This window comes from Bradyrhizobium sp. LTSP885, assembly GCF_000938305.1.
Taxonomy (GTDB): domain Bacteria; phylum Pseudomonadota; class Alphaproteobacteria; order Rhizobiales; family Xanthobacteraceae; genus Bradyrhizobium.
In genome coordinates this window covers 303,855-329,956 of the sequence record NZ_JYMT01000042.1, presented here as the reverse complement: position 1 = coordinate 329,956, position 26,102 = coordinate 303,855, and the positions used below count along the sequence as shown (strand labels likewise).

Sequence of the window (26,102 nt, the reverse complement as noted above, 5' to 3'; positions counted from 1 at the left end):
CGGCGCTGTGCGGCTTCGCATCGCGATCGATGTCTTGCGCGGCGGTCACGCCCCGCCTCCGCGATTTTGCGGAGTCGCGATGGCGCCGATAACCAGCCGTTCACCATCCCCACCAATCCCTTAACCGGCCGGCCGCCCTGGCAAGTTCCCTTACACCTTTACTGCCGTAGTCATGCTCCCGGGAAGGGCTGTCCGCCGCAAGGTCGCGACTGCCCGCTGTCAAGGGCATTCAGACAATCGCATGAAGACCGCACGCATCGTGGTCCTGGCCATCGCCGGCGTAGCAGGCCTCGCGGCCACGTATCTCGCAAGCAGAACCGACAACAACAAGCCGGCTCCTGTCGCGCAGGTCGTCCAGCTTCCGACTGTCGAGGTGCTGGTGGCGAGGTCCGACATCGGCCTCGGTCAGACGGTCAAGCCCGAAGACGTGCAATGGCAGCGTTGGCCCGCTGAAGCCGCGAGCAACGGCTTCATGCGCCAGGACACCAATGCCGACGCCATGAAGGACGTCATCGGCGCGATTGCGCGCGCCCCCTTCATCGTCGGCGAACCGATCCGTGAGCAGAAGCTGGTCAAGGCCAACGGCAGCGGTTTCATGGCTGCGATCCTGCCTTCCGGCATGCGCGCGATCTCCACGGAAATCACGCCGGAGACCGGTGCCGGCGGCTTCATCCTGCCCAACGACCGCGTCGACGTCATCCTGTCGCGACGGGAGAAGAATCCCGACCGCGGCGCTTCCGACGTCGTTGCCACCGAAACCCTGCTGACCAATGTCCGCGTGCTCGCGATCGACCAGGCGCCGAAGGAGAAGGATGGCAGCAACTCCCTCGTCGGCAAGACCGTGACGCTCGAGCTCAAGCCCGAACAGGCCGAGACGCTCGCCCGCGCCCGGCAAAGCGGCACCCTGTCGCTCGCGCTGCGCAGCATCGCCGACGGCAAAGACAATTCGGTCGAGGTTTCGACCAACGAACAGGCCCCGAAGCGGGGCGAGAGCATCAGTGTGGTTCGCTTCGGCATCCTCAGCTCTCAGGCGACACAGAAGTGATGTGGGGGACTTCGATATGATTTGGGGTGCAAGACAATTGACGGTGCGGACCGGGCTGGTTCGCTTGCTGTCGTTTTCGGCGGTCGCCGCGCTGACGCTCGTCCCGGCGCTGCCTGCGGCTAACGCAGCAGATTCGGACAAGACCGCGGATGTCGCGGTGACCAGCAGCATTCCGGTGAAGATGCACTTCGTTTCACTCGGCGTCGGCAAGTCGGTGGTGGTCGACCTGCCGCGCGAGGCCAAGGATGTTCTGGTCGCCGACCCGAAGATCGCCAACGCGGTGATCCGCTCGGCGCAGCGCGCCTACATTATCGGCGCCGCCGTCGGCCAGACCAATGTGGTGTTCTTCGACGCCGACGGAAACCAAGTCGCCTCCTACGACATCGCCATCAAGCGCGACCTCAACGGCATGCGCGCCGCGCTGAAGCAGATGCTGCCGGGCGTCAATATCGAAGGTGTTGGCGACAGCGTGGTGCTGACCGGCACGGTGTCGAGCCCGGTCGAGGCCCAGCAGGCCGGCGACGTCGCGGCAAAACTGGTCGGCAGCGCCGACAAGGTCGTCAACTCGATCGCGGTGCGCGACCGCGACCAGGTGATGCTGAAGGTGACCGTCGCCGAAGTGCGCCGCGATGTTGTCAAGCAATTGGGCGTCGATCTCAGCGCCAGCATGAACTACGGCACCGCGGCGGTTGTCTTCAACAATAGCAACCCCTTTACCGCGAACAACGGGCCGCTCGTCTCCGGCAACGGAATCAGTACGTCGGCCCTGACCAAGGCGGGTCTGCCTTCGGTCACCGCGACATTGCGCGCGATGGAGAGCGCGGGCGTGGTGCGGACGTTGGCAGAGCCCAATCTGACGGCCATCTCGGGCGAGTCCGCAACCTTCGTTTCAGGCGGCGAGTTTCCGATTCCGACCGGCGTCACCTGCCAAACATCGGCGACGGGCACGATTGGAAACTGCGTCCAGACGGTCAGCTTCAAGAAGTTCGGTATCTCGCTCAACTTCACGCCGGTGGTTCTGTCGGAAGGGCGGATCAGCCTGAAGGTGATGACCGAAGTCTCCGAAGTCTCGATGGACAACGCGTTGACCGGCGGCGCCGGCGGAACGACGATCCCCTCGATCAAGACCCGCCGCGCGGACACCACCCTGGAAGTCCCGTCCGGCGGCTCGATCGCGATGGCGGGATTGATCCAGAAACAGACCAAGCAGGCCGTCAACGGAATGCCCGGTGTGGACCAGATCCCGATCTTTGGGCAGCTCTTCAGGAGCCAGGACTTCGTCAACGACGAGACCGAGCTCATGGTCATCGTGACGCCCTATGTGGTGCGTGCCGTCGCGCAGAAGGAGCTGTCCCGTCCGGATGACGGGTTCGCGCCCGCCTCCGACTCGCAGTCGGCGCTGCTGGCGCGCGTCAACCGTATCTATGGCGTTGCCGCCCGTGCCGAGCCGATCGGCGCCACGCCGGTCAATTTCGGCTTCATCATCGACTGACGCAGGGTTTGGGTTGGGGGATCGAACGATGACACGCAACAAACAAACCGGCCGCATCGGAACGCTGCCGCTGTTCGGCGCCCTCGTGATCACGGCGATCACGCTTGGCGGCTGCAACACCACAACCACCGATGTCGTGACCGGGACCGTCCCGGACGATTACCGGCAGCGCCATCCGATCGCGGTCACCGAAGGCGAACAGTCCATTGTCGTGTTCGTCGGCCATGCCCGCGGCAACCTGACCGAGACACAGCGCGACGACGTCATGGGACTGGCCCGCACCTGGCGCCGCGAGGGCACCGGATCGATCGCCGTCGACGTGCCGGTGGATACGCCGAACTCGCGCGCCGCACAGTCGGTTTATCAGGAGATCCGCGGACTGCTTGCGTCGATGGGCGTGCCCGCCCACGCCATCACCAGGCGGACCTACCACACGGACGATCCGCGCGCGCTTGCCACCGTCCGTCTGAGCTATCCCAAGATGGCCGCAGTCGCCGGCCCCTGCGGGCTGTGGCCGGCCGATCTCGGCCCCAACCTGTACGACCCGGCCTACAATGAGAACAAGGAATATTACAATTTCGGCTGCGCCACCCAGCGCAACATGGCGGCGATGATCGACAATCCGTCCGACCTCGAACAGCCGCGCAGCGAGACTGCCCCATATGCGCCGCGCCGCGCGATCGCGTTCGAGAAATATCGCAAGGGCACCGCGACCGCGACCGCCTATCCCGACACCGACAAGGCCAAGCTGAGCGACGCAGGCAAATGACCGCCCAACCCCAAGACGAGCAATCGCACGCCAACGATTACATCGCGCCGGCGCCGCGCATCTCGGTGCAGGCCTTCTGCGCCAGCGTCGCAACGGCAACGACCGCACGCGCCGCCGCCGCGGACCGCCGGCTCGCCAAGGCTCACCTCTCCGTCCATATGGGCGGCATCGCCGCAGCGGTGGAAACCTATCACAAGGCTCCGACGCCCAACGTCATCGTGCTGGAAACCGAGCCTGACAAGGATTTCCTCGCCGGCCTCGACGATCTCGCCGGGGTCTGCGATCCCGGCACCCGCGTCGTCGTGCTCGGCAGTGCCAGCGATGTCGCGCCCTATCGCGAGCTGGTGCGCCGCGGCGTCAACGACTACGTCATCGGGCCGGTGCAGGTGCTCGACATCGTGCGCTCGATCTGCAGCCTGTTCTCGGCGTCTGAAGCCGTCTCCGTCGGCCGCCTGATCGCAGTCGCCGGCGCCAAGGGCGGCGTCGGCGCATCGACCGTTGCGCACAACGTCGCCTGGACCATCGCGCGCGACATCGGCCTCGACTCCGTCGTCATCGATCTCGACCTCGCCTTCGGCACCGCCGGCCTCGATTACAACCAGGATCCAACGCAGGGCATCGCCAACGCGGTGTTCTCGCCCGAGCGGCCCGACACCGCCTATATGGAGCGCCTGCTCTCCAAATGCGGCGACCATCTCAGCCTGCTGGCGGCCCCGGCGACCCTGGACCAGGTCTACGATTTCGGCGCCGACGCGTTCGATGCGATCTTCGATACGATGCGCATGACCACGTCATGCATCGTGCTCGACGTCCCGCATCAATGGACCGCCTGGACCAAGCGCGTGCTGGTCGGCGCCGACGACATCCTGATCGTCGCCGAGCCTGATCTCGCCAACATGCGCAACGCCAAGAACATGATGAACCTGCTGAAGGCGTCCCGCCCCAACGACCGGCCGCCGCTTTACTGCCTGAACCAGGTCGGCATGCCGAAGCGCCCGGAAATCGAGGTCAAGGACTTCGCCAAGACGATCGAAAGCCAGCCGATCGCGACGATTCCGTTCGACTGCCGGCTGTTCGGTGAGGCCGCCAACAACGGCCAGATGATCGCGGAAGTTTCCGCGCGTCACCGCACCACGAAGACCTTTCTGCAGATCGCGCAGCGCCTGACCGGCCGTCCGGACCTCGCTGAAGCGCGCGAGTCCTTCCTGTCGCCAATCCTCAAGAAGCTGCAGGGGCGTCGCGACGACGGACGCAGGGCCGCAGGATGATCGCCGCCGTTACTGGCTGGTGCGCCTAATCGTTGCGGTGGCTGGCGATCGGAATCTTGTCCGTATCGGTCCGGCTCGCGTCCTTCCGCGACAGCAGCCGCTTCAGCGCGGCGACATTGGCCGCCCCCTCCTCCGGTGCCAAATCGGCCTTCATGATGGTTTCGGCCTCGGACTGACGGCCCTGCAGGCCGACCACGACCGCCAGATTGGTTCGCACACGCATGTCGCCGGGTGCGTGCTCCCGGGCACGGCGCAACGTCTCCTCGGCCTTTGGCAGGTCCTTGGAGAGCAGGTAGGACAGGCCGAGATTGGAGAGCACCGAAGGCTCGTCCGGCCTGATCTTCAGCGCGCTGGTGTAGTACTGCCGCGCCTCGTCATGGCGATCGAGCTGATCGAGCGCGGCGCCCTGCGCGGAGAGGATTCGCCAGTCCGGATCTTCCGGGGTGTGGGCCCGCCCGAGCACGTCGAACGCCTGCTGGAAATTGCCGTTGTCGGCGAGCGCGCGTCCGTAGCCGGCGAGCAGTGCCTTGTTGCCGGGCTGGGCCATCACCGCCTGCTCGAGCATCGCGACCGCCTGCGCCCGCTGGCCGGTGGCGCGCAACGCCTTGGCGTATTTCAGCGTGGCGTCGGCATCCTTGGGGTTGGCACGGACCCGATCGCGATAGGTCTCGATATCGCCGCGGGGATCGGCAGAAGCCTGGCTGGGGTCCGCCTTGTCGCCCAATGACCCGGTGATGTCAGACGGCCCCGACGTCTGGCAAGCGGACAACCCGATCAACAGGATCGCGGCCGAGGCCACACAAGCGAGACGGCTCGCGCGGCTTATTTGTCGGGGTGATTTCTGGAGCATCAACAGGGACTCGGAACACCAAAGGTTCCGCGATGCTCACAGCTTAACCCTAAGTTCCGGTTAAGTTTGGTATCATAGCGCCGTCATGTCAGCGCCGCCGAAATCGCCGGGAGGCAACACCGGTCGCGGCGAGGCCGCCGCTTTTGCGGCCTCTTCTGTCAATCGTGCGATCAGTCGACGAACTGGGCGCCGAATTCGTGCCCGATCCGCCAGGCCAGACGGCATTGGCGGGGGCCGCCGGACGACAGGATAATGGTGAATTCCTCTGGAATCTCCAGATATTCGGCGATCACCTTGACGCCGCCGGACGAGATATCGGTAATCATGCAGTCACGCGGCAGCGAGCCCGTCCCCATCTGGATTTTGGCGACATTTCGGCACGCACGGCGTTCGCTCTGGCGGCGATTTGCAAACATCCTGATCCCCAAGCCTTTGTTGGACAATCTTCGTTCCGTCAGTGATAGCGGGGAAAGATTGGGAACTGCCTAGTGGAACATCTCGCAATTGAGCAATTGTCTTCCGGGTTCATTTACCGCCCGCGCCGCAGCGCCTGCCCTAAGCGGGTTCCGAAGAGAACAAAAAGGGGTTGATCCCCGGTTATTTGGCGGTAGCGTAACCCCTTCGACTCGATTTTCCAGGGGATGCCAACACGCATGGGAAGCCTTGTTCTGCTCGATCTGATGGGGGGCGTCGCGCTGCTGCTGTGGGGCCTTCACATGGTCCACAGCGGGATTTTGCGCGCCTTCGGCCCTGACCTGCGGCTGCTGCTGGCCAAGGCGCTGAACAACCGGTTCACCGCCTTTGCCGCTGGCCTCGGCCTGACCGCCCTGCTCCAGAGCTCGACCGCGACCGCCCTGATCACGAGTTCCTTTACCGCGGAAGGGCTGGTCAGCCTGGTGCCGGCGCTAGCGATCATGCTGGGCGCCAATGTCGGCACCACCCTGATCGTGCAGGTCCTGTCGTTCGATGTCGCGGCCGTCGCGCCGGTGCTGTTCATCCTCGGCCTGGTCGCGTTCCGCAGCGGGCCCCGTTCCCGGATCAAGGACATCGGCCGCGTCGCGATCGGGCTCGGCCTGATGCTGCTGGCGTTGCACATCCTGCTCGACACAATGGCGCCGGCCGAGAACGCGCCCGGCGTGCGGGTCTTCCTGAGCGCGATCACCGGCGATCCCGTGCTCTGCATCCTGATCGGCGCCGTCGTCACCTGGCTGGTGCATTCCAGCGTCGCCAGCGTGCTGCTGGTGATGTCGCTGGCCTATTCCCAGTTCATTTCGCCCTATGCGGCGTTTGCGCTGGTGCTCGGTGCCAATCTCGGCAGCGCCATCAATCCGCTGATGGAGGGCGCGCACCGCGACAATCCGGCAAGCTATCGCCTGCCCCTCGGCAATCTCGTCAATCGCGTCGTCGGCATCCTGCTGGTGGCGCCGTTCCTGCGTCCGATCACCGAGCACATTCACGCCTGGCAGCCGGATCTGGCCAAGGCAACCGCGCAATTCCACGTCGTCTTCAACGTCGCAACCGCGATCCTCTTCATCGGATTCCTCGACAGCATGGCGCGGCTACTGAAGCGGCTGTTGCCGAAGCGCGTCCAGGAGACCGATCCGTCACGGCCGCGCTATCTCGACGAGAGCGCGCTGGAGACGCCCTCGCTTGCCTTGGCCGACGCCTCGCGCGAGGTGCTGCATATGGGCGACCATGTCGAGGTTATGCTGCGCAAGGTGATGGCGGCGATGATGACCAACGACCGCGCCCTGGTCGACCAGGTGTCGCGGATGGACAACAACGTCGACAGCCTGAACGAGGCGATCAAGCTCTACGTGACAAAGCTCACCCGCGGCAGCCTCGACGAGCGCGAGGGCCAGCGCGCCATGGAGATCGTCGCCTTTGCGATCAATCTGGAGCATATCGGCGACATCATCGACAAGAATCTGAGCGAGCTCGCGACCAAGAAGATCAAGCGCCGCCTGCAATTCTCCAGCGAGGGCGCCGAGGAATTGTCCGCCTTCCACAAGCGAACGATCGATTCGCTGCGGGCCGGGTTCGGCGTATTCATGTCCGGCGACGTCACCGAGGCGCGCAAGCTGCTCGCCGAGAAGGCCGCGTTGCGCACGGCCGAACTGGCCGCCACCGAACGGCATCTCGATCGGTTGCGTGAAGGCCGGCCCGAAACGATCGAGACCACGTCGCTGCATCTCGACGTGTTGCGCGACCTCCGCCGCATCCATTCGCACATCTGCTCGGTCGCCTATCCCGTGCTCGACGCCACCGGCGAGACCGCGGCCGATCGCGCCAGCGCGGCGGTGGCCGCAGAGCTCCCGGCGCCGGCACCCGGCCGATCCTGACCACAGCGTTTCAAGACGCATTCGCGGAAGGGCGGCGTGCTTGGCATCGCCTGCGCCGACTTAGGGCTGTTCGAACGAGATAGCATCCAACCTTTGCAGGGCGATCTTCGCCCGCTCCAGGTTCGCCGCCGTTGCGCGTTGCAGGGGAGCGCGAGCCCGACCTACCTGATATCCGATCAGTGCCATTGCGTCCTTGAGCGGCCCAGGATGATCAGCCGTGTAGAGGGCCTCCACCAGCGGCAGGAGCGCGTAATGCGCGGCACGCGCAATCGCGATATTGGAATTCACCGTGGCCTCGAACAGATTTCGGTGAAATGCGGGAATCAGGTTTGCCGTCGTGAAGATGCCGCCGGGACTTCCCAGGAGAAATGTCGGAAAGCCGAGATCGTCGTCTCCTGACATGATCGCGATGCGATCCCCGACGGCCCTGATCTTTGTGGCGACGACGGCGAGATCGCGTTCGCATTCCTTCAGCGCGACGATGGAAGAGATCGTCGCCAATTTCTCCAGCAAGGCTACATCGAGCGTGATGCCGGTTCGGGACGTGTTGTTATAGGCAACGATCGGAATGTCCGCCGTATCAGCCACACGCACAAAGTGTTCATGGATGCCGGCGGCGCTGGGCTTGATGTAGTAAGAGGGCAAGACAAGCGCAGCACTGGCACCGACTTTGGCGGCGCGGCGCACCGTCTCCTGAACCTCGCGCGTCCCCGGAGCCAAAGCACCGATGATGACCGGTACGCGCTCCGCTACATGATCTATGGCGACCTCAATCACGCGTTCCCGCTCAGCAGGTGTGAGGCTAACAAACTCTCCGCTTCCGCCGATGACGAGCAGGCCGGCCACGCCGGCGTCGATCTGAAAGTCGATCAGCCTGCGAAATGTCGGCTCGTCGAATTCATCCAACTCCGTAAACGGGGTGACGATGGCCGTGTAGATTCCCCTCGGCGTGAATTTCATGGTGTTGCTTTCCTCTGTTCAACGACTGCCGGCGGCGTCGAGTGCAAGGATGGACCAGTCGTTCGACAACTCGCGGAAGAGGCATTCGGCGATCCAATAATTGCCATAAGGCATGACGTCTTCCTGCGGGAATCGCCCGAGCCGCGGCTTGCCTACCTCGACGTGCCGCATCCTTCCCCACGTTCCGTGCAGCACAACGCCGCCGGCCGTGAGGAAATTGGAAAGCAGTGCCTTAAGGGTTTCCCGGGCGACGGTTCGATATTGGTCGGCTCTATCCGGCAGCCACCGTGCGAGCCGCAGCAGGACAGCGGTGGCGATGCAGGCGGCACAAGAGTCGTACGGTAGATTCTCACGGTTCGGATCGTGATAATCGTAGCGCGGCACCCAGCCCTGCGGTGCATTGTCCACATACCAATCGGCCGCCCGCTGCGCCGCCTCAAGATACTGCGATTGCCGACCTGCCTCATAGGCATGAGCAAAGCCGAGCATTCCCCAGGCCTGCCCGCGCGCCCAGACACTATCGTCGCTCCACCCTTGCAGGCTGAAGAGGCCGGTCACTGCACGGGTCTCTGGATCGAGCGCGGCGGCGTGACAGGTCGAGCCGTCAGCACGAACCAGCCCCATTTCAAGCACGGTATTGAGATGGCGATACGCCAGGGCGGCGCGGTCCGGCTCCCACTGTGAAGCCCACAGCATCGATGGAAGGTTGAGGCCGGTATCGATGACGATACGGTTCGCGCCGGCGATCTGGAGAAACGCGCCAGCCTTCCGATCGAAGATGTTGGCGAAATTCTCTCCGCCGGAAAACGCCCATCGCCGGAGCTCTTCGCGCTTCGATATCTGATAGCCCAGCGTGAGAGCGTAATACATGTCGATGCCGGTCGAGGAAAACAGCGTCGGATGCTTCGCGAGAACGGGGCCGATACGATCACAAATCTGCATGGCCGCGTCGCCATAGCGCTGGTTTCGCGTCAGCTCGTACAGGAGCCACAGTCGGCCGGCCAGGAAGCCGGCCCATTGAAAGTTCGCCCAGCTATCCCAGACATACTCTCGGTCCCACGTATAACCGCCGGTCATGTAATTCAGGCGGGGGACCCCGCCACTTGGCGTCATCTCCTTACAAATGCCATCGGCTCCCGCGCAGAGAGATCCGAGCGCATTCTCCAGCAATCGTCGGAAACCGTGGTCCATTTTCCGTCAGCCGATTCTGGTTTGGTCGTTCAATCAGTCGCGTCAGCTTCAGCGACAAGCCGGTCACGCGCACCACGAACGTGGGCGGACGCAAGGCGCTCGGCTCGGTCCCCATCCTGCTCGGCAATCGCATCAATGAGCGCGAGATGCTCCGCGTGAATTTCTCCCGCACGACGGCTGGTTAGGCTCGCGAGGCCGACCGCCATGACATGCTTGATCTGATTGCGAAGACCTTCAAGCAAGCGCTGGAGTTCCGCAGAGCCCGCGGCTTCGGCAACGGCCGCATGAAAATCGATTGCTTGACCGAGGACTGCCGGATCGTCGCCTGCTTCGGAGGCGATCGTCGCGTCGTTCAAGTCATCGGCCCTTCGTCGCAGTTCTGCCACCAAGGCCGGTGTCGCCTTCTCGGCAGCCCAGCGCGCCGCAATCCCCTCCAGCGCAGATCGGATCGTATAGACCTGACGGATTTCCTCAGGGGACGGCTTCCGGACGACTGCGGATTTGTTGGGCCGACTGTCCACCAGCCGCTCTTGTTCGAGCTGAAGCAACGCCTCGCGGATCGGCGAGCGACTGACCGACAATTGTTGCGTCAGGACGTTCTCGTGGAGCGGATCCCCCGGCCGCAAGGACCCATCAAGAATCGCGTTTCGAAGGATGTTGGCCACTGAGTCGCCTAACGCCATGCGCGCCGGGGGTTTCAGGTCCATCTTGCGTCCAGTCATCCTGTCGAGGGTCGATTGTCGACAGGATATAGGCGCGCTCGGTTTCGTCAACCCTTCAAAGTCGGCCGACAAAGTCGCTGATCAGGCGCTCGACCTCCTCCAGCCGCTCGATCTGCGGGAAATGGCCGGCCGCGGCCACCGGCGCGAAGCGTGCGTGGGAAATGCTGGAGGCCAGCACGCGGCCGTAATCCGGGCGGACGATACGGTCGCTTTCGCCCCAGATGACCAGCGTCGGGATCGGCATCTTCGCCAGGCGCGAAAGCAGCGTCGGCTCGTGCATGAAGGGCTCACCGGCATAGGCCCGCAGCGCCTTCTGGTTCTCCACCATCGCTGCCGCCGCTTCCGGCGTCGACGCTGCGAAGGCGAATTTTTCGGGATTGTGGAATGCAAGAGCGGCACGTTCCGCCGGCTGCACAGCGGTGGGATCGACGATCGATAGCTCCGGCGTCCCAGCGTCGATCCCCACCGAATTGATCAAGACCGCACCTGCGAGCCTTGGCGACAGGCGTAGCGCCATCTCGGCCGCGATCCAGCCGCCCACCGAGTTGCCAACCAGCACGACGTCCCGCAGGTCCAATCGCTCGATCAACGACAGATAAGCCAGGACCAGATCATCGATCCGGCCGAAGCGCTCCGGCCGTGGCTCACCATTGAAACCTGGATGGATCGGTACGACCGCACGCGCCTTCGCCGAAAGGGATTCGGCCAGCCCATACATCGAGGCCGGGCCCGCTCCCCCATGCAGCAGCAGAAAGCAGCGTCCCGCGCCGGCCTCGGCAAAGGACAGGTGCAGCGTGTCTGCGAACAGGTCGACGGTGTGACGCGCAATAGCCATATCTTCGCTCCGCTTGACATATCAATATCTTGATATAATCATATTGATATGAGATACACAAGCGAGGATGTTGGCCTGCTCATCAAGACGGCCCAGTACCGCCATCATCGTGGGCTCGACGCCAGTCTCGCCGCCATGGGCATCAGCCTCGTCCAGTGGAGCGCTCTTCGCGAGATCGAGCGGAATCCCGGTGCCTCTATGCATCGGCTGGCCGAACTGAGCTTCAATTCCGATCAGGCGTTCGGGACGCTGACGGCCCGCCTGCTGCGCGTTGGACTGATCGAAAGGTTTCAAGGCCCTGGGCGCGTAACCCACCATCGGTTGACACCGCGAGGAACCGAGCTTCTCCGCGAGGGCCGCAAGCGGGTCATGAAGGTGCTTGCCCTGTCGTTCGCATCTCTGGACGAAGACGAGCGGAACACGCTCGGCCGCCTCCTCGCCAAACTGCTGGCCTGAAAAACCCCAAGGGGTCAGTGCTCGGAGCCGAAGTACCGGTGCGGAGACGTGGAGGCGGACGCGAGTTGATCGATACTTTCGCGCTGGCGATCGAAAGCGCCACGGAGATCGCCTTGCAGGTCCCGGCCGCCCGACAATTTCATCCGAAGCGGATCGACGTTGCGGCCGTTGATCCGGACTTCATAATAGAGATGCGGCCCTGTCGAGAGCCCCGTCGATCCGACGTAGGCGATCGTCTCTCCCTGGCGAACACGGTCGCCAACCTTCAGCCCGGGCGGGACATCAGCGATGTGGGCATAGGTCGTCTCATAACCGCGATCGTGGAGGACCCGGATATATTTCCCGTAACCGCGTTCGTATCCCTCGGTCTCGACGACGCCGGCGCCCGCTGCCGCAATTGGCGAACCATAGGGTGCCGCAAAATCGGCGCCCTCGTGGAAGCGGCGGTCCCCCAGGATCGGATGAATACGCCAACCAAAGCCGTCGCCGAGGCGACCGCTGACGACCGGCTTGCGCAATAGAAACTTGGTGACGGAATGTCCGTCATCATCATAGAAATCCGAACTGCCATCGTCCGGCGCCGCGAAGCGATAATAGCGGTGCGTCTGCCCACCGGCCGTCAAGTCGACGAACACCAGCTCGGGTTGGCCAAGTTCGTTCGGGGCATAAATGATATTGGCCATATCCGAATCGCCGAGCGGCCCGTCGAGGTCGAAATCGCGGCTGCAGAGCCGCATGAATTCAGCAACGATCGCTTCGTCGACGTGATTGGAGCGTGCAAGCGCCTGAAGCCCGTCACGCAACGTCTCGCCTGGGACAGAATGCATGTCGGTCGAAACACGCAGCAAGTCATCGTTGCGTGAGGCCACGCCCGGCCGCTCCGGCACGATTGCCTGGTATCGGCCTGTGTCGGTACGACCGACAGCGACGACGGTTGAATCTGTCCGTTTGATCGACACTTTCAAGATGTGCCGCTCGGGCAAGACGGCATCTCTGTTCTGTTCGATGATTGTGATTTTCTCGCCACTGGACAACGCCGCTCCGCCATCAGGCCACGGAACAGCCGCAAGGATGGCCTGCTCGTCCTCCTTTCCCGTCGCCACCGCGCGCAGAACGCCCGAAAGCGTGTCACCACTTCTGGCGATCACAACATGTCGATGGCTGTCGGAGGAAGAAGGCCGTTCCGGAACGTTGGATACGTTGAGAGCCCCGTCGATGGAAATTAGCGGCTGCCGCGCTTCTTCGGCGTCAACATAGGAGCCAACGCTGTCCGGCAACTTTCGGTGCGACGCCCCGTCTCGGATGATCGGCGGCAATTGCGACAACAGCGTCTGTTGCTCGCCAGCTGGCTTATCGTTGTCGCCCTCTCCCACCGGCTCGCGATGATTGACACTTTGCGGTTCGGGATCAAGCTGCGCGAGCCGGGCTGACACACGCGTAAACGGGCGGACCGAGCCTGCATCGCTCAGCTGTTCGATCCTGATCGCAGACGGACTGCCCGGTGCGACGGACGTCCGATCCAAGCGGTCACCACGATGGGCCTCGTCAACCACCTGCTCCGCCAGACTTGGAAAGGACGTGACGGGCGATACAGCGAATTGAGCGCGGTTGCCCAGTGCACCGCGCAGCGCACCACCAAGCAGGGCCAGGGCGGCGCCTCCCATAAGAACGGTCGCAGCCATCCAACGGAAGCTGATTTTTCGCCGATCCGGTAATTCGCTCGCGCTGTTCAGCGGTGGCTCGTTACTCGATCGGACCTCATCCCTCTTCCGCGAATGCACACTCACTTCTCACGCCCCGCGGCAGCCGATCATCGGCGCCGAACCGGCATGATGAATGACATGCTCTGAGGCGATTCTTTGACCTTCGCTTGGATTTGGTCGCAATTGACGCTGTGCGCTCCGGATTCCGTAGAGATCAGCGATCGAGCGCCTTCGATGCCTTGCCGCGGCTCTTCACGATCAGCATGATGTTGCGGATATAGATCAGCGTGGCGAGGCCCTGGCCGATGATGATGACGGGCTCGCGCTTGGCGAGGCCGTAGACCAACGTCATCAACCCGCCGCCCATCGAGAAGAACCAGAACGCCATCGGCACCACGCTCTGGCCGGCGCGTTCGCTGGAGATCCACTGCACCAGGAAGCGCGCGGTAAACAGCAATTGCGCGACGAGGCCGAACGCCAGCCAGAAATCGAACTTGGCGATGAAGACGTCGTAAAAATAGGCACTCAGCGCCTGGCCGAATTGAATCAGCATCACTTCACCTCGGTTACATCAGGCACTTCAGTGACGTCCGTCACCTCAGTGACGACAGGCGTTGGCTTCTTGCGGCGGATCAGCCACCACACACCGATCAGATCCATGATCCCGATCCAGAGCCGGTCGAAGAACCCGTAGTTCGAGACGCCGGCATGGCGCGGCCGGTCGACAACGTCGACATAGGCGATCGCGAAGCCTTCGCGGCGGACCAGCGCCGGCAGGAAGCGGTGCAGCCCGTCGAAATAGGGCATCGACAGGAACACCTCGCGTGGGAACGCCTTCAATCCGCAGCCGGTGTCGCGGGTGCCGTCGCGCAGGATCGCGCCGCGCACGGCGTTGGCGATGCGCGACTGGATTTTCTTGAAGCCGGTGTCCTTGCGCCCCACGCGCTGGCCTGCGGCGAGGCCGACGCGGCCGCCTCCGCTCTCGACCGCAGCGATCAGATCAGCCAGGAACGCCGGATTGTTCTGTCCGTCACCGTCGAGCGTCGCCACGATCGCGCCGCGCGCGGCCCGCACCCCGCTGCGCACCGCCGCGGATTGGCCTGATGACACGGCATGGCGGAGCTGCCTGAGATTGGGCCGCTGCGCCATGATCGCGGCCAGCCGATCGCCCGTCGCATCGGTCGAGCCGTCATTGACGTAGACAATCTCGTAGACCCAGCGGCCGTCGAGCGCCGCTGCGATCTCGGCGATCAGCGGCGCGATATTGTCCGCCTCGTTGCGCACGGGCACGACGATGGACACGGCGACCGGCGTCTGGTCGGGAGCAGGCAATTCGGCACTCGTGGTTGGTGTTATCAGCGGCTGGAACCGGCCCGATCCCGTCGGGCGACCGCTTTTATGGGGCGAAGACGCTCCCCGCAACCCTTTTGAGGCGCCCTTCCGACGGTCCGGACAACGCCACAATCGCGCCGTCGCGATCGATGGCGAAACCAAGGCGGCGGGCGGCGAACCAGTAGCGCACGGCCATTGCGCCTGTTACGCCGACCAGCGCGCCGGCCACCACATCGCTCGGATGATGCGCCAGCAGCACCAGCCGGGTCGCAACGATCACGAGCGCATAGACAAGCATGACGATACGCGTCCGTGGCCACACGGCGGATACGGCAAATGCCAGCGCGAACGCCGTGATCGAATGTCCCGACGGAAAGCTCGCATAGGCCTCGGTGCCCGCGAAATGCTGGAAGTTGAAGGCATTGGCCTTGCCGCCAACAAAGGGCCGGCCTCGGCCAACGATCCACTTGATCAGTTCACCCACAGCCACCGAGAACACCACCGACAGAAACAGATATTGCAGCCGCGTTCCGAGGCCTAGCAACGTCGCGCGCGACACGCCGCGCAACGCGGGCGCCGCCAATGCAACCACGATCAGCAAGACACCGAGCGTCCACATCACGTGCGTGTCCTTGCCGAAATCAGTCAGGATGCGCGCCCACCACAGGCTTGGCGTGCCGCGCGGCGGCATCAAGCTGATCTCTTCGACGTCGACGGCGTACATCAGCGTGAGGATCACCGCACCGATGATGACGACGAGCAGCAGCACGTGGCGTGCCGAACGCCGCGCGGCTTCGGCGCGGCGCGAATGCGATGGCGCGCGCACCAGCTGGGCGAAGGACAGCCAGACCAGCGTCAGCAATCGGCCGACATAATTCGCGGATTCCGCCGTTGCTGGCGCCGTCGGCATGTCATTCCGTCCCTTCGGAGCGGAAGATCGCGATCGAGACCGCCTTGCCTTGCGAGATATTGTAACCCTCGACGCGCACCGGTGCTTCGTAGCGCAGCCCGATCGCCTCGGCGCGCTGCACGAAGGCGCGTTCCGAGCGCTGTTCGACCAGCGCAAAGCGGCAGGAGCCCTGCCCCAGGAAATCGGCCGCACCCGATCCATCCGTGAGCAGGGTCGAGGTGTCGGTCATGAACACGAGGCTCGGCTCCAGGTACCCGGCCGCGGCGGCTTTCGGACCGACACAGGTCACATTTCGCAGCGCGCGCGCCACTTCCTGGCTTGGAAACATCGTCGTGAGCCGCGGCACCACCACGCCATAGGTGCCACCCGCCAACAATGCCGCGGCGATCACGGCGTTAAGCAGCGAGCGCTCGGCGCGGCTCTCCTCGAACAGCCACCAGGCGACCAGGCCGAACACCATCGCGACCGCGAATAATGGCCAGGCCGGAAACACCGGCTGGTGAATCAGCTTGATCGCCCCTGCCGTCACCAGCACCGCGCCAAGCGCGGGGATCGCAAACCACCACGCCGCGCCCCGCACCAGCCAGGAGCGCGACAGCACGCGCCGCTCGAGCGCGCCCGCGGTCAGGATCGCGATCGCCGGATAGAGCGGCAGCACGTAATGCGGCAGCTTGGTCAGAACCGCCTCGAACACGATCCAGGACGGGATCAGCCAGGCCAGCAGAAACTGCGCGCCGGGCTCCCGCCGTGCCCGCCAGACCGCCGGCGCGGCCATGCCGGCAAGCGGCGCAGCGGGCCAGAACGTGACCCAGAACAGCAGCAGATAGAGCCCGGGTGGAGCGCCATGGGATTCCTGCGCCCCGAGCTTGCTCAGCATGTCGCCGCCGACGGAATCTGCAAAGAAGGTGTCGCCGGCGCGCAGGAAGATCAGCACGAACCACGGCAGCACCAGCACCAGCATCCACATCAGGCCCCAAACCGGGCGCATGCGCAAAAACCAGGCCGCCGACCTGTCGAGGACGGCAAGCGCCACCATCGCGAGGCCGACGAACATCAGGATCAGCGGTCCCTTGATCAGGATACCGACCGCCAGCGCTGTCCAGAAGATCGCAGGGGGTCCCCATGGCGGATGCGCGGGGTCCTCGCCGCGTTGCCACGACAAATAGACCCGCGCCATCGCGCCCATCGCCGCTGTGACGGTGAACAGCAGCATCGCATCGGTCTTGGCGAGCCGCGCCTCGCCGCCCAGCAGCACGCAACTCGCGAGCATCAACGCGGCCAAGGCCGCGCCTTGCCGCGTCACGAAGGCAAGCGCCGTCCAGTAGGTCAGGAGTACCGCGCCGATGGCACCGATCAGCGATGGCATGCGGTAGACCCAGATCCGCACCTGCGCCCGTGGCAGGCCGAGCGCTGCAACGGTCTTCAGTGACGCCGCCTGCAGCCAGTAGATGCCGACCGGCTTCTTGTAGCGGACATCGTCCTGGAAGCGGATGTCGACGTAATCGCCGCTTTCGACCATCTGCTTGGTCGCCTGGGCAAAGCGCACCTCGTCACGATCGATCGGCGGGATGGTGAAGAAGCCGGGCAGAAACAGCACCAAACAGCACAACAGCAGGAACAGAACCGCGCGCGGGTGGCTGGCCGTCGCGAACTCGAACGCCATGAACAGCCTGCGGCTGGAATGCGCAGGCTTTACAGACTGTTGGCCTGCTCCGAAGCGGCGGGGCTGGAGGGTTTCAACCATGTTTTTCGCATACGATGAAACCGCACTGCAAACAACACCGCATTCGGTCTTTCCCCGTCTCCCGCCTTGCCGCGGTGCCGGGGACGGCATAAAGGGTATCACCGTTCAGTTCACCACGTTTTTCGACCCGTTAAGCAGATATTGACCATGGCAATCGACCGAAATACCCGGAAGCGGGTCCGGCGCTACGCAGTGGCGCTGCTTGTGCTGGTCCCCCTGCTCTATCTGGTGCCCTATCTCGTTTTGTTTTTCCTGGTCTGCGGCGCCCTCGACATCAAACGGCACTTCAAGGTCACGCCCGACATGGCCGAGAAGTATTTCCTCGGCAACGGCATCCCGACCTGGCTGCTGTCGCCGATCAACCTGCTGGCGGACCTGTTGTCGGCCCGAAACCTCGGCACCTACCGGCTTGAAGATCTCCCGGCTGCGCATCGCGCCGAGGTCGAAGCCTGCGTCAAGGCGTTCGTCGAGAATGGCGACCTGATCAAGGCGCGCGTCGCCGAAGTGCTGGGCGACCGCAAGCGCGGCATGCTGACGTTCAAATGGTTCGCACGGAAGCAGGATATCACCGTGCGGATTCCTGCCTTCGAACAGGACTACCGCTACATCAAGACCATCGCGGTGTCGGTGTTCAACCAGCGCGAAAAGACATCATGGCATTTCGGTCCGCTGCGCCTGACCTTCCGCGTGCTCTACAATCTCGATCCGATCGACAGCGACGGCGTCTTCATCAATGTCGACGACAAGACCCATTACTGGAAGAACCAGCCGCTGTTCATGTTCGATGACACGCTGTTCCACCAGTCGGTCAACGATGTCGACCAGGCGCGCTACTGCCTGTTCATGGACATCGTCCGCCCGAACCATTTGCAGCCCGTCTTCGACGCGGCGATCGCCGGCGCGGCCGTGATCGCGGCCTCATTCAAGACCGTGTTCTACAAGAACTGGTCGTTCATCCGCTAAAGCGTTTACTGCACCCGGATCACGACGGTATCGGCCGCACCCGTCGCGTCGATCACGGTGACACGGGCGAAGCCCGGCCCCGGCGGATCGATCAGGCGCTGGCGCCGGCTGTCGATGTCTCCGGCTGAGACACCATTCACCAGCACCGTCAGCGGCAGCACGCCGCCGGCGACCTTGACCGGCATCGCCGCAAGGCGGCCATCATCGGAATGATCGACGTCGATGCGCGAGCCGTTCAGCGGGAACTGGATGTGCGGAGCAGAATCGTTGCCGCTGCGGACCAGTTCGCCGAGCGGGCGGAAGCGCCGAAGCGGCAGGGGTAACTTCGCATTGCTTGCGACCAGCACGCCGCGCGGCGGCTTGGGCAGCGCCGCCGGCACCTTGCCGGTGCGGGCGAAGGCGTCGAACAGGATCGGTGCCGCCGCGGAACGGCCGACCAGGCCGGGCACCGGCGCGCCGTCCGGACGGCCAACCCAGACGCCGATGGTGATGCGGCCGTCGAAGCCGAGCGACCAAGCGTCGCGATAACCGTAGCTGGTGCCGGTCTTGAACGCGATCCGGCCATGCACGCCGTTTTCCGGCGGCGGCGTGCCGAGCAAGACGTTGCCAACCTGCCAGGCCGCGGCCTGATCCATCAGCCGCATGGTTTCCCTGATGTCATTGGCCCGCACGATCTCGCGCAGCGGCGTTGTGGCGCCGAGCCGCGCCAGCCCGGCATAGAGCTGCGCCAGATCCTGCAGCGTCACGCCGACACCGCCGAGGCCCATTGCCAAGCCGGGCACTTCATCCTTGGGCAGCACCAGGTTAGCACCGGCCTGCTTCAGCCGCGACGACAGACGGCTCGCGCCGACGCGATCGAGCAGTTCGATCGCCGGCACGTTCAGCGAAAATTGCAGCGCCTTGCGCACCGGCACCGTGCCCTGGAACGTCATGTCGAAATTTTCCGGCGCGTAGGTGCCGAAGCGGATCGGACGATCTTCGATCAGGCTGTCGGGATGGACAAAACCATCCTCGAAGGCGAGGCCATAGATGAACGGCTTCAACGTCGAGCCCGGCGAGCGCACCGCGCGGGACATGTCGACCTGGCCTGCCCGTCGTTCGTCGAAATAATCGGCCGAGCCGACGCGCGCCAGCACGTCGCCGGTCGCATTGTCGACCGCGATGATCGCGACCGAGACGTCCGGTCCCTGCGCAATCGCGCGGTCGCGCGCCAGCGCCTCCAGGTTCTTCTGCAGCGTGGCATCCAGCGTCAGCTTGATGACAGGTTGATCCTTGATCGTCGCGACTGCCTGATCGGCGGAATGCGGTGCCAGGATCGGAATCTGGTTACGCATCTTTGGCACCGGCACGGCCCTGGCTTGCGCCGCGTCGTCCATCGACACCGTGCCGTCCCCGACCATGCGGTCGAGCACGCGGTCACGCGCGATGTGTGCGGCTTCTGGATAGCGGTCGAGCCGCCGCCGTTCCGGCGATTGCGGCAGCGCCACCAGCAGCGCGGCCTCCGCGAGCGACAGCCGCTTCGGCTCCTTGCCGAAATAGGCGATCGAGGCAGCCCGCACGCCTTCGAGATTGCCGCCGAACGGCGCCAGCGCGAGGTAGAGATCGAGAATCTGGTCCTTGGAGAGCTGCCGCTCCAGCTCGACCGCACGCACCATCTGCCGCAGTTTTGCGTAAATCGACCGCTGCTGCCGCGGCTCCATCAGCCGCGCCAGCTGCATCGTGATGGTCGAGCCGCCGGAGACGATGTGGCCGCTTGTAAGCAGCTGGAATGCGGCGCGCGACAGCGCCAGTGGATCGATGCCGTGATGCGCGTAGAAACGCTTGTCCTCATAGGCGAACAGCAGCTTCAGATAGGTGGGATCGACCGCGGCCTTGGCATCGACCGGCAACCGCCAACGCCCGTCCGCCATCGCGTAGGCGCGCAGCAGTTTTCCGTTGCGGTCGACGACCGAGGTCGAAACCTGCTTTGCCTCGGCCAGTGGCAACGGTCCGAGCGAAGCGACCCAGGTCGCGAAGGCACCAGTCACGACCAGCGTCGCGACAAGACAGATCGCCGCCGTCACCCTGAGCCATCGCCAGCGCGATCTGCGCGCCGACGCTATGGTCACGGTCCCGCTCATTTCGCCGACTTGACCTCGACCGCGCCGGTGCTGCTGCGGCCGTAGCGCGAGGGGTTGTACATGTCCTCGACATAGGCCTGTGGCAGCACGTATTTGCCCGGCGACACCGCGCGCACGACATAGGCGACCGTGAACACCGATTTGTCGTTGGCGGCCCGGTCGATCGCCGCAGTGAAGCGGTCATCGCGGAACTGGGTGTCCTTGGGTTCGACGCCGTCCTCGATCCAGTCGAGCGTGCCGGAATCCCCTGATGACACCAGACGCGGGTTGTCGATCTCGAGCCCGGCCGGCAGATAGTCCGCCACCATGATGTGCCCGAACTCCGGTTTTGCTTCCGTGACCTTCAGCACCACGGCGAAGCGATCGTTCTGCTTCGCTTTGCTCACGTCGGTTGGCTTGCCGTCGAGCGTGAAATAGCTGCGCTCGATCTTGAAGCCGTTGGCGACCGCGGGTTCCGGGGTCACCGGCGAGCCCGACACCGAGATCACCGCCTGCACCGGCGCATCGCCGGTGTTGGTAAGCTTGAGCGGCTGGCTCGCCATCTCCTCGGCCTTGTAGCTGCGATAGACCGCGGTCTTGACGCTCTGGCCGTTGATATCGAGCGCCAGCGTCTCCTTGGCGAGCGCGCGCGCCGCCAGCACCATCCACGCATTCTCCTGCGTCGAGGTGTAGGGCGACAGCCCGCGCGCCGCTTCGACCCGCAGCACGGCTTGGGTCAGCGTTGCGCGCGGCGCGTTGCCTTCGCCGGCGAGCGAGACCAGCGCCGCGGCATCGCGCAGCGCCGAGCCGTAATCGACCCGGCCGAACTCGAGCACCGGTTTCGGGTTCAGCGCGTCGAGCGCGTTCGCATAGACGCGCTCGGCCCTCGCCTTGTCGCCGACCAGCGCCAGTGCCGCGGCAAGTTGCGCCTTGGAAATCGGCGTCGCCAGATTGCTCAGTTTTGTATCCGCGAGATAGCGCAGGTCGCCAATCGGCGCTGCGCCATTGCGCGCGAGCACGTAGAGGCCGTAGGCCAGATCGCGGCCGCCGTCCTTCTCCGGCTCGTTGGCGTTGACCACCGAGTTCCTCACACGATCCAGTGCGGTCTTGAACAGCACGTCCGGCACCGCAAAACCCTTTTCGCGGGCCCGGGTCAGGAAGTCGGTCACGTAAGCATCGAGCCAGGCATCGTCGCCGCCCGCCGACCACAGGCCGAACGAGCCGTTGGAGCCTTGTCGGGCCAGCAGCCGATCGATCGCATCGCGGATGCGCTGATCGACCGCGGTATCCATCGCGAGATGCGCGCCGGCGGCGAGATCGTTGACATAGAGCAGCGGCAGCGCGCGGCTCGTGATCTGCTCGGAGCAGCCATACGGATAGCGGTCGAGGGCTTTCAGGATGCTCGCGGCATCGAGCGCGGTCGAGAGACTCGCCGAGATCGACACGCTGCCGGTGCCCGGGACGAGGTCGGAGAACATGTCCGAGGTCAGCGTCAGGCTTTCGCCCTTCGCCAATGTGCGAACCGAGCGGCGCGCCAGCACCTGCGTTGCCGGCTTGACGTCGAGCGCATAGTGCCGCGCCAGCGTCAGTCCGTTCGGGCCAGCTATATCGACGTCGAACTCGGCGCGTCCGGAGCCACCGGCCTCGAGACCGAGCGCCAGCGAAGAGCGCTGCTTGGCGGCGAGTTTGACTGTCGTGGTCGGATTGCCCGAGACCTTGACCGGACCGCTCGTCTTGACACTGACGGCGTAGTCGCCGCCGGCGCCTTCGACATTGTCGATGTCCATGCTCATGGTGCCCTTGTCACCCGTGAGCAGGAAGCGCGGCAATGTCGCGGTCAGCACCACGGGATCGCGCACCGTCACATCAACAGTGGCGCGGCCAAGTTTCGTCGCACTCCACGCCACCGCCATCACCCGCGCGGTGCCGGCGAATTCGGGGATGTCGAAGCTCACTTCGGCGGTACCGTCAGGGCCGACCGTGACGATGCCGGAATACAGCGCCAGCGGCTTTTGCGTCGGCGGCGAGCCCTGCAGCTCGGCGCCACCGGCGTCGCCGCCGCTCCTGATCTGGCCGGCTGTGCCCTGCATGCCGTCGATCAATTGCCCATAGAGGTCGCGGATCTCGGCGGTGAGCCGGCGCTGGCCGAGATAGTAATCGTCAGGCGCCGGCGGCTTGTAGTTGGTCAGGTTGAGGATGCCGACGTCGACCGCAGCCAACACCACCTTGGCGTCCTCGCCGGGATTGAGCCCGCCGAGCTTGACCGGGATCTTCAGCGTCGAACCCGGCCGCACCAGCGCCGGTGGCGTGAGCTCGACCGCGAGCGTGCGGGTCTTCTTGTCGATGCCGAACCATTTCAGCCCGATCGCGCGGCCCGGCATCCGCCCGGCGGCAGCATCGAGCGGCCGGCGCAGCGTCGTCATCACATAGGCGCCGGTGCCCCAATCCTTAGCCACCGGGAGCTTGACCTGCTGGGTGCCCTCCTTGACGTCGACGCTTTGGGTCGTCAGCAGGCGGTCGCCGAGCACATAGACCGAGAGCTTGCCAGCGGTGCGCGCATTGACCGACACGGTCATGGTGTCACCGGAGGCATATTGCGGCCTGTCGATCGAGGTCTCCAGCAGATCCGGCGTGTCGGCGCTGCCGTCCGAATACCAGCCGACATCGAACTGCACCGAGGTCAGCGGGCCGTCGGCATCGGTCGATTTCACATCAAGCCGGTAGCGGCCGGGCTGCGGCTGGAACGTCAGCCGCAGCGGCTTGTCGGCCGCAAGATTCACATCGCCATCGGCGACGCGCTTGGTCGACTTGACCGGCTCGTAATCCCACGACGAATTCTGCCGGTACCATTGGTAGCGCGACTCCATCTTCAACAGTTCATAGCGCAGCCCGTCCCGCGGCAGTTGCTTGCCGTCGGGGGCGACGAACACGACGTCGAAATCGGCCTTGTCGCCCTCGGCGACGCTCTTGTCGCCGAAGGCAGGTTTGACGCCGATCAGCGAGGTCGCGGGCGCCACCGGCAGCACGATCTTGCGCTCGACCGAGCGGCCGCCGGTCTCCGCCATGCGGATGAAGATCTGGGCCTCCTGCGGCCGGGTCGAGCCAGGTGCCTTGTCCAGCTTCACCGGGAAGGTCGCCGCGCCATTGGCGTCGGCCTCCGGCAGGCCCTCGATCGGGGTCCGCTCGTTGCTGGCGGTCTTCTCGTCGTCGACGCCGAACTGGTAGCCGGGGTAGCCGGGCCGGCCATTGGCCGCGGGCGCCACCAGCATGTCGCCTTCGAGCTGCAGGCCCGAGGCCGGCGCGCCGTAGAGGAAATGCCCGCTGACCCCGAGTTCAACCGGAACTTCAGCCTTGATCAGCTTGTCCTTGGCCGAAAGGTCGAATTCGATCCGCTCGGGGATGTAATCCTCGACCATGAAGGTGGTTTCGCCGACCGAATTGCCCTTCGGATCGGTGAACACACGAGCCCGCCAGGTGCCCGACGGCACCGCCGAGTTCAGCGCGACCGAGAGCGTCCTGCCGCCAGCGCCCTGGTCGGGCAGCACGGCGCGGCGGAATTCGACGCCATCGGGCCGCTCGATCACCATGGTCAGCGGCGTCCCGGTCAGGGCATTGCCCTGCCCGTCACGCAGCAACGCGGTGAGGTAGACGGTTTCGTTGGAGCGGTAGACGCCGCGCTCCGCATAGACGAAGGCGTCGGCGCCGGCCGGAATCGTCCGCCCGGCGACGCCACGATCACTGAGGTCGAACGCGTTGGTCTTCAGGCTGAGGAAGGCGTAGTCGGCCTTGTCGCTCGTGACCGTCAGCAGCGCCGGCGACAGCCCGCCCTCGCCGCGCGCCAGCCCGGACTCGAACAGCACGTGGCCGGCCGCGTCGGACTTCCGGGTTGCCAGAATCTCGTTGTTGCGGGCGACCAGCTTCACCTCGGCGTTGGCGACCGGCTCGGTCGAGGCCAGCGAGTTGACGAAGACGTGGATCCCGTCATTGCCTGAAAACGCCGACAGGCCCATGTCGGAGACGATGAACCATTGCGTCGCCAGCGAGCTGTCTTCGTCGTTGCCCGGGCTCTTGGGTGCGGCGGTCATGACATAGACGCCCGGCTGCAGATCGCCGAGCGCCTGGTCGACCGGGAACGCGGTGACGACGTCCTGGTTCAGCGTGGTCGCGGTCGCAAGCTCGCCGGACCACACCTTGACGCCGCGCTGATCGCCGAGATCGGAGAGTTGGTAGCGGCTCAGCGCGCTCTGGAAGTCGCTATCGATCACCGTGTTGATCAGATTGCGATCGCCGATCCGGAACACGTCGATCTTCACCGCCGGCGTGTTGACGCTGACCACCGGGATACCGCGCTGTCCGGTGCGCGGCAGCACATAGGCACGCCCCGTGAAGCGCACGAACGGCTTGCGGTCGCGGACATAGATGTTGAACTCGGCCGATTTCGGCAAGCCCTCCTTGACACCAGACGGCAGTCCGGCGCGCAGATTGATGTTGTAGCGCTCGCCATGCTTCAGCCCGTCGACGCAGAGCTGCTTGTCTTCGGCCGAGAGAGCCGGCTTGTCGGTACCGGCCAGCGCCAAATACGGCGCGAAGTCGACGCGCTTTGCGAGATCCTCCGAGAACTGGAAGCAGGCCCGCGGCGAGGCGGAATCGGAATCGACGCTGTAATCGAGCAACCGGAAACCGTGCTCGTCCCGCATCTTCTCATACTGGCCGCGGACGTCGGCCACCTCGCGCTGGTCGAGCGACAGACGCAGCGCATCCAGCGCCGGGCGCCACAGCTTGCGCTCCGACAGCGCCTTGCCGAGCACGGCCAGCGCATCGGCCTCCTCGCCCGGATTGCCGGCGCGCTGATAGGCGATGTAAGCGGCCGTCGAGGCCCGCTCCATCAGGAAAGTCTGTTCGCTGGAGCTGGCCGAGCGGATCTGGAAGATGGTCTTTGCCAGCCGCAGCCAGTTGGCGCCGTCCTCCGGCGTAGCAGCGGCGATCTGGCCGAGGATCTGCAGGCCGGAGCGGAAATCGTTGCGCCTGAACGCGGCGTCGGCGTCGCTCTTGAGCGTTGCCGCGCCCTTGTTGACGGCGCCCGCCTCGCTCTTGATCTGGGCCTCCAGCTTGATCGCGGAATCGGCGAGGTCGTCGCGCTTGAAGGCCTTGTCCGCAGCCTGCGCCAAGCTAATACCAAGCACCAGCGCGGCACAGATTGCAGCGACACGAACCAAGCCGATCATGATGGAGCTCCCAAAGGCCCCGCGGACGACAGCCGCGTGGGACGCAAAAGTGCGCGAAAAGGTGACGGACTCATGGCGCTGACATGAACGGGCTGAAAAGTCGCATACAGCATTGCCCGACGAATCCCTAACCGGCGGCAGGCGGCGGATACCGGCACGCCGTTGACGCCGGACCCACAGGTCGCGGTCCGCCGCC

The 26,102-nt window shown here is 64.7% G+C and carries 20 protein-coding genes; 7 read left to right on the top strand and 13 right to left on the bottom strand.

The window, feature by feature from the left end; genetic code table 11:
• Positions 1-241 precede the first annotated feature (241 nt).
• Genes cpaB through UP09_RS30555 form a run of 4 tightly spaced genes read left to right on the top strand, consistent with a single transcriptional unit; the run spans position 242 to position 4,574 of the window.
• Entirely contained in the window at positions 242-1,045 is an 804-nt protein-coding gene (gene cpaB / locus UP09_RS30570; RefSeq protein ID WP_044542055.1) for a Flp pilus assembly protein CpaB, read from the top strand.
• A 16-nt stretch (positions 1,046-1,061) separates the two neighbouring features.
• Complete coding sequence (locus UP09_RS30565; protein WP_082070397.1) at positions 1,062-2,537, top strand: type II and III secretion system protein family protein; 1,476 nt, start codon at positions 1,062-1,064, stop codon at positions 2,535-2,537.
• 28 nt (positions 2,538-2,565) lie between these two features.
• Positions 2,566-3,306 (top strand): CpaD family pilus assembly protein, encoded by a 741-nt coding sequence (locus tag UP09_RS30560; RefSeq protein ID WP_044542053.1) that lies wholly within the window; start codon positions 2,566-2,568, stop codon positions 3,304-3,306.
• The gene (locus tag UP09_RS30555) at positions 3,303-4,574 is read left to right on the top strand and encodes an AAA family ATPase (protein WP_044542052.1); all 1,272 of its coding nucleotides are present in this window, start codon (positions 3,303-3,305) and stop codon (positions 4,572-4,574) included. The genes UP09_RS30560 and UP09_RS30555 overlap by 4 nt, the downstream gene beginning before the upstream one ends.
• A gap of 25 nt (positions 4,575-4,599) precedes the next feature.
• Here the strand turns inward: UP09_RS30555 and UP09_RS30550 are convergent, their stop codons facing one another.
• Together UP09_RS30550 and UP09_RS30545 are read right to left on the bottom strand one after the other, a co-directional pair.
• The gene (locus UP09_RS30550; protein WP_044542051.1) at positions 4,600-5,424 is read right to left on the bottom strand and encodes a tetratricopeptide repeat protein; all 825 of its coding nucleotides are present in this window, start codon (positions 5,422-5,424) and stop codon (positions 4,600-4,602) included.
• Positions 5,425-5,594: 170 nt separating this feature from the next.
• A complete protein-coding gene (locus tag UP09_RS30545; RefSeq protein WP_044542050.1) occupies positions 5,595-5,840 on the bottom strand; it encodes a PilZ domain-containing protein in 246 nt (81 codons plus the stop codon).
• Positions 5,841-6,077: 237 nt separating this feature from the next.
• Here UP09_RS30545 and UP09_RS30540 point away from each other — a divergent pair, with 237 nt between their 5' ends.
• The gene (locus UP09_RS30540) at positions 6,078-7,766 is read left to right on the top strand and encodes a Na/Pi cotransporter family protein (protein ID WP_044542049.1); all 1,689 of its coding nucleotides are present in this window, start codon (positions 6,078-6,080) and stop codon (positions 7,764-7,766) included.
• Positions 7,767-7,826: 60 nt separating this feature from the next.
• On the opposite strand, the gene dapA is transcribed toward UP09_RS30540, so the two are convergent.
• The 4 genes from dapA to UP09_RS30520 form a co-directional block, all read right to left on the bottom strand.
• A complete protein-coding gene (gene dapA, locus UP09_RS30535; RefSeq protein ID WP_052833262.1) occupies positions 7,827-8,726 on the bottom strand; it encodes a 4-hydroxy-tetrahydrodipicolinate synthase in 900 nt (299 codons plus the stop codon).
• A gap of 18 nt (positions 8,727-8,744) precedes the next feature.
• Positions 8,745-9,917 (bottom strand): glycoside hydrolase family 88 protein, encoded by a 1,173-nt coding sequence (locus tag UP09_RS30530; protein ID WP_082070349.1) that lies wholly within the window; start codon positions 9,915-9,917, stop codon positions 8,745-8,747.
• A gap of 29 nt (positions 9,918-9,946) precedes the next feature.
• Positions 9,947-10,624, bottom strand: a complete 678-nt coding sequence (locus UP09_RS30525; protein WP_044542670.1) for a GntR family transcriptional regulator — start codon at positions 10,622-10,624, stop codon at positions 9,947-9,949.
• A gap of 70 nt (positions 10,625-10,694) precedes the next feature.
• Positions 10,695-11,474 carry an alpha/beta fold hydrolase gene (locus UP09_RS30520; RefSeq protein WP_052833260.1) on the bottom strand — a complete coding sequence of 260 codons (780 nt, stop codon included), beginning with the start codon at positions 11,472-11,474 and terminating at the stop codon, positions 10,695-10,697.
• Positions 11,475-11,522: 48 nt separating this feature from the next.
• Between UP09_RS30520 and UP09_RS30515 the strand changes: the two genes are divergently transcribed.
• Positions 11,523-11,930, top strand: a complete 408-nt coding sequence (locus UP09_RS30515) for a MarR family winged helix-turn-helix transcriptional regulator (RefSeq protein ID WP_044542047.1) — start codon at positions 11,523-11,525, stop codon at positions 11,928-11,930.
• 14 nt (positions 11,931-11,944) lie between these two features.
• Here the strand turns inward: UP09_RS30515 and UP09_RS30510 are convergent, their stop codons facing one another.
• The 5 genes from UP09_RS30510 to UP09_RS30490 all read right to left on the bottom strand — a co-directional run bounded on the left by UP09_RS30510 (position 11,945) and on the right by UP09_RS30490 (position 17,619).
• Positions 11,945-13,612, bottom strand: coding sequence for a M23 family metallopeptidase (locus UP09_RS30510; RefSeq protein ID WP_082070348.1), 1,668 nt, complete (start codon positions 13,610-13,612; stop codon positions 11,945-11,947).
• Positions 13,613-13,847: 235 nt separating this feature from the next.
• Positions 13,848-14,186, bottom strand: a complete 339-nt coding sequence (locus UP09_RS30505) for a lipid-A-disaccharide synthase N-terminal domain-containing protein (protein ID WP_044542045.1) — start codon at positions 14,184-14,186, stop codon at positions 13,848-13,850.
• Positions 14,186-14,965, bottom strand: coding sequence for a glycosyltransferase family 2 protein (locus UP09_RS30500; protein ID WP_502689100.1), 780 nt, complete (start codon positions 14,963-14,965; stop codon positions 14,186-14,188). Before UP09_RS30500 ends, UP09_RS30505 begins: the two co-directional genes overlap by 1 nt.
• Before the next feature lie 64 nt (positions 14,966-15,029).
• Entirely contained in the window at positions 15,030-15,875 is an 846-nt protein-coding gene (locus UP09_RS30495; RefSeq protein WP_044542044.1) for a phosphatase PAP2 family protein, read from the bottom strand.
• Position 15,876: 1 nt separating this feature from the next.
• Positions 15,877-17,619, bottom strand: coding sequence for an ArnT family glycosyltransferase (locus UP09_RS30490; protein WP_044542043.1), 1,743 nt, complete (start codon positions 17,617-17,619; stop codon positions 15,877-15,879).
• Between the two features lie 147 nt (positions 17,620-17,766).
• On the opposite strand from UP09_RS30490, the gene UP09_RS30485 reads away from it, so the two are divergent.
• Positions 17,767-18,582, top strand: coding sequence for an aspartyl/asparaginyl beta-hydroxylase domain-containing protein (locus tag UP09_RS30485; protein ID WP_050043687.1), 816 nt, complete (start codon positions 17,767-17,769; stop codon positions 18,580-18,582).
• 5 nt (positions 18,583-18,587) lie between these two features.
• On the opposite strand, the gene pbpC is transcribed toward UP09_RS30485, so the two are convergent.
• Both pbpC and UP09_RS30475 read right to left on the bottom strand, forming a co-directional pair.
• Positions 18,588-20,702: a penicillin-binding protein 1C gene (gene pbpC, locus UP09_RS30480; RefSeq protein ID WP_044542042.1), complete on the bottom strand. Its 2,115-nt coding sequence runs from the start codon at positions 20,700-20,702 to the stop codon at positions 18,588-18,590.
• Positions 20,699-25,906, bottom strand: coding sequence for an alpha-2-macroglobulin family protein (locus UP09_RS30475; protein ID WP_044542041.1), 5,208 nt, complete (start codon positions 25,904-25,906; stop codon positions 20,699-20,701). The genes pbpC and UP09_RS30475 overlap by 4 nt, the downstream gene beginning before the upstream one ends.
• Between the last annotated feature and the right edge of the window lie 196 nt (positions 25,907-26,102).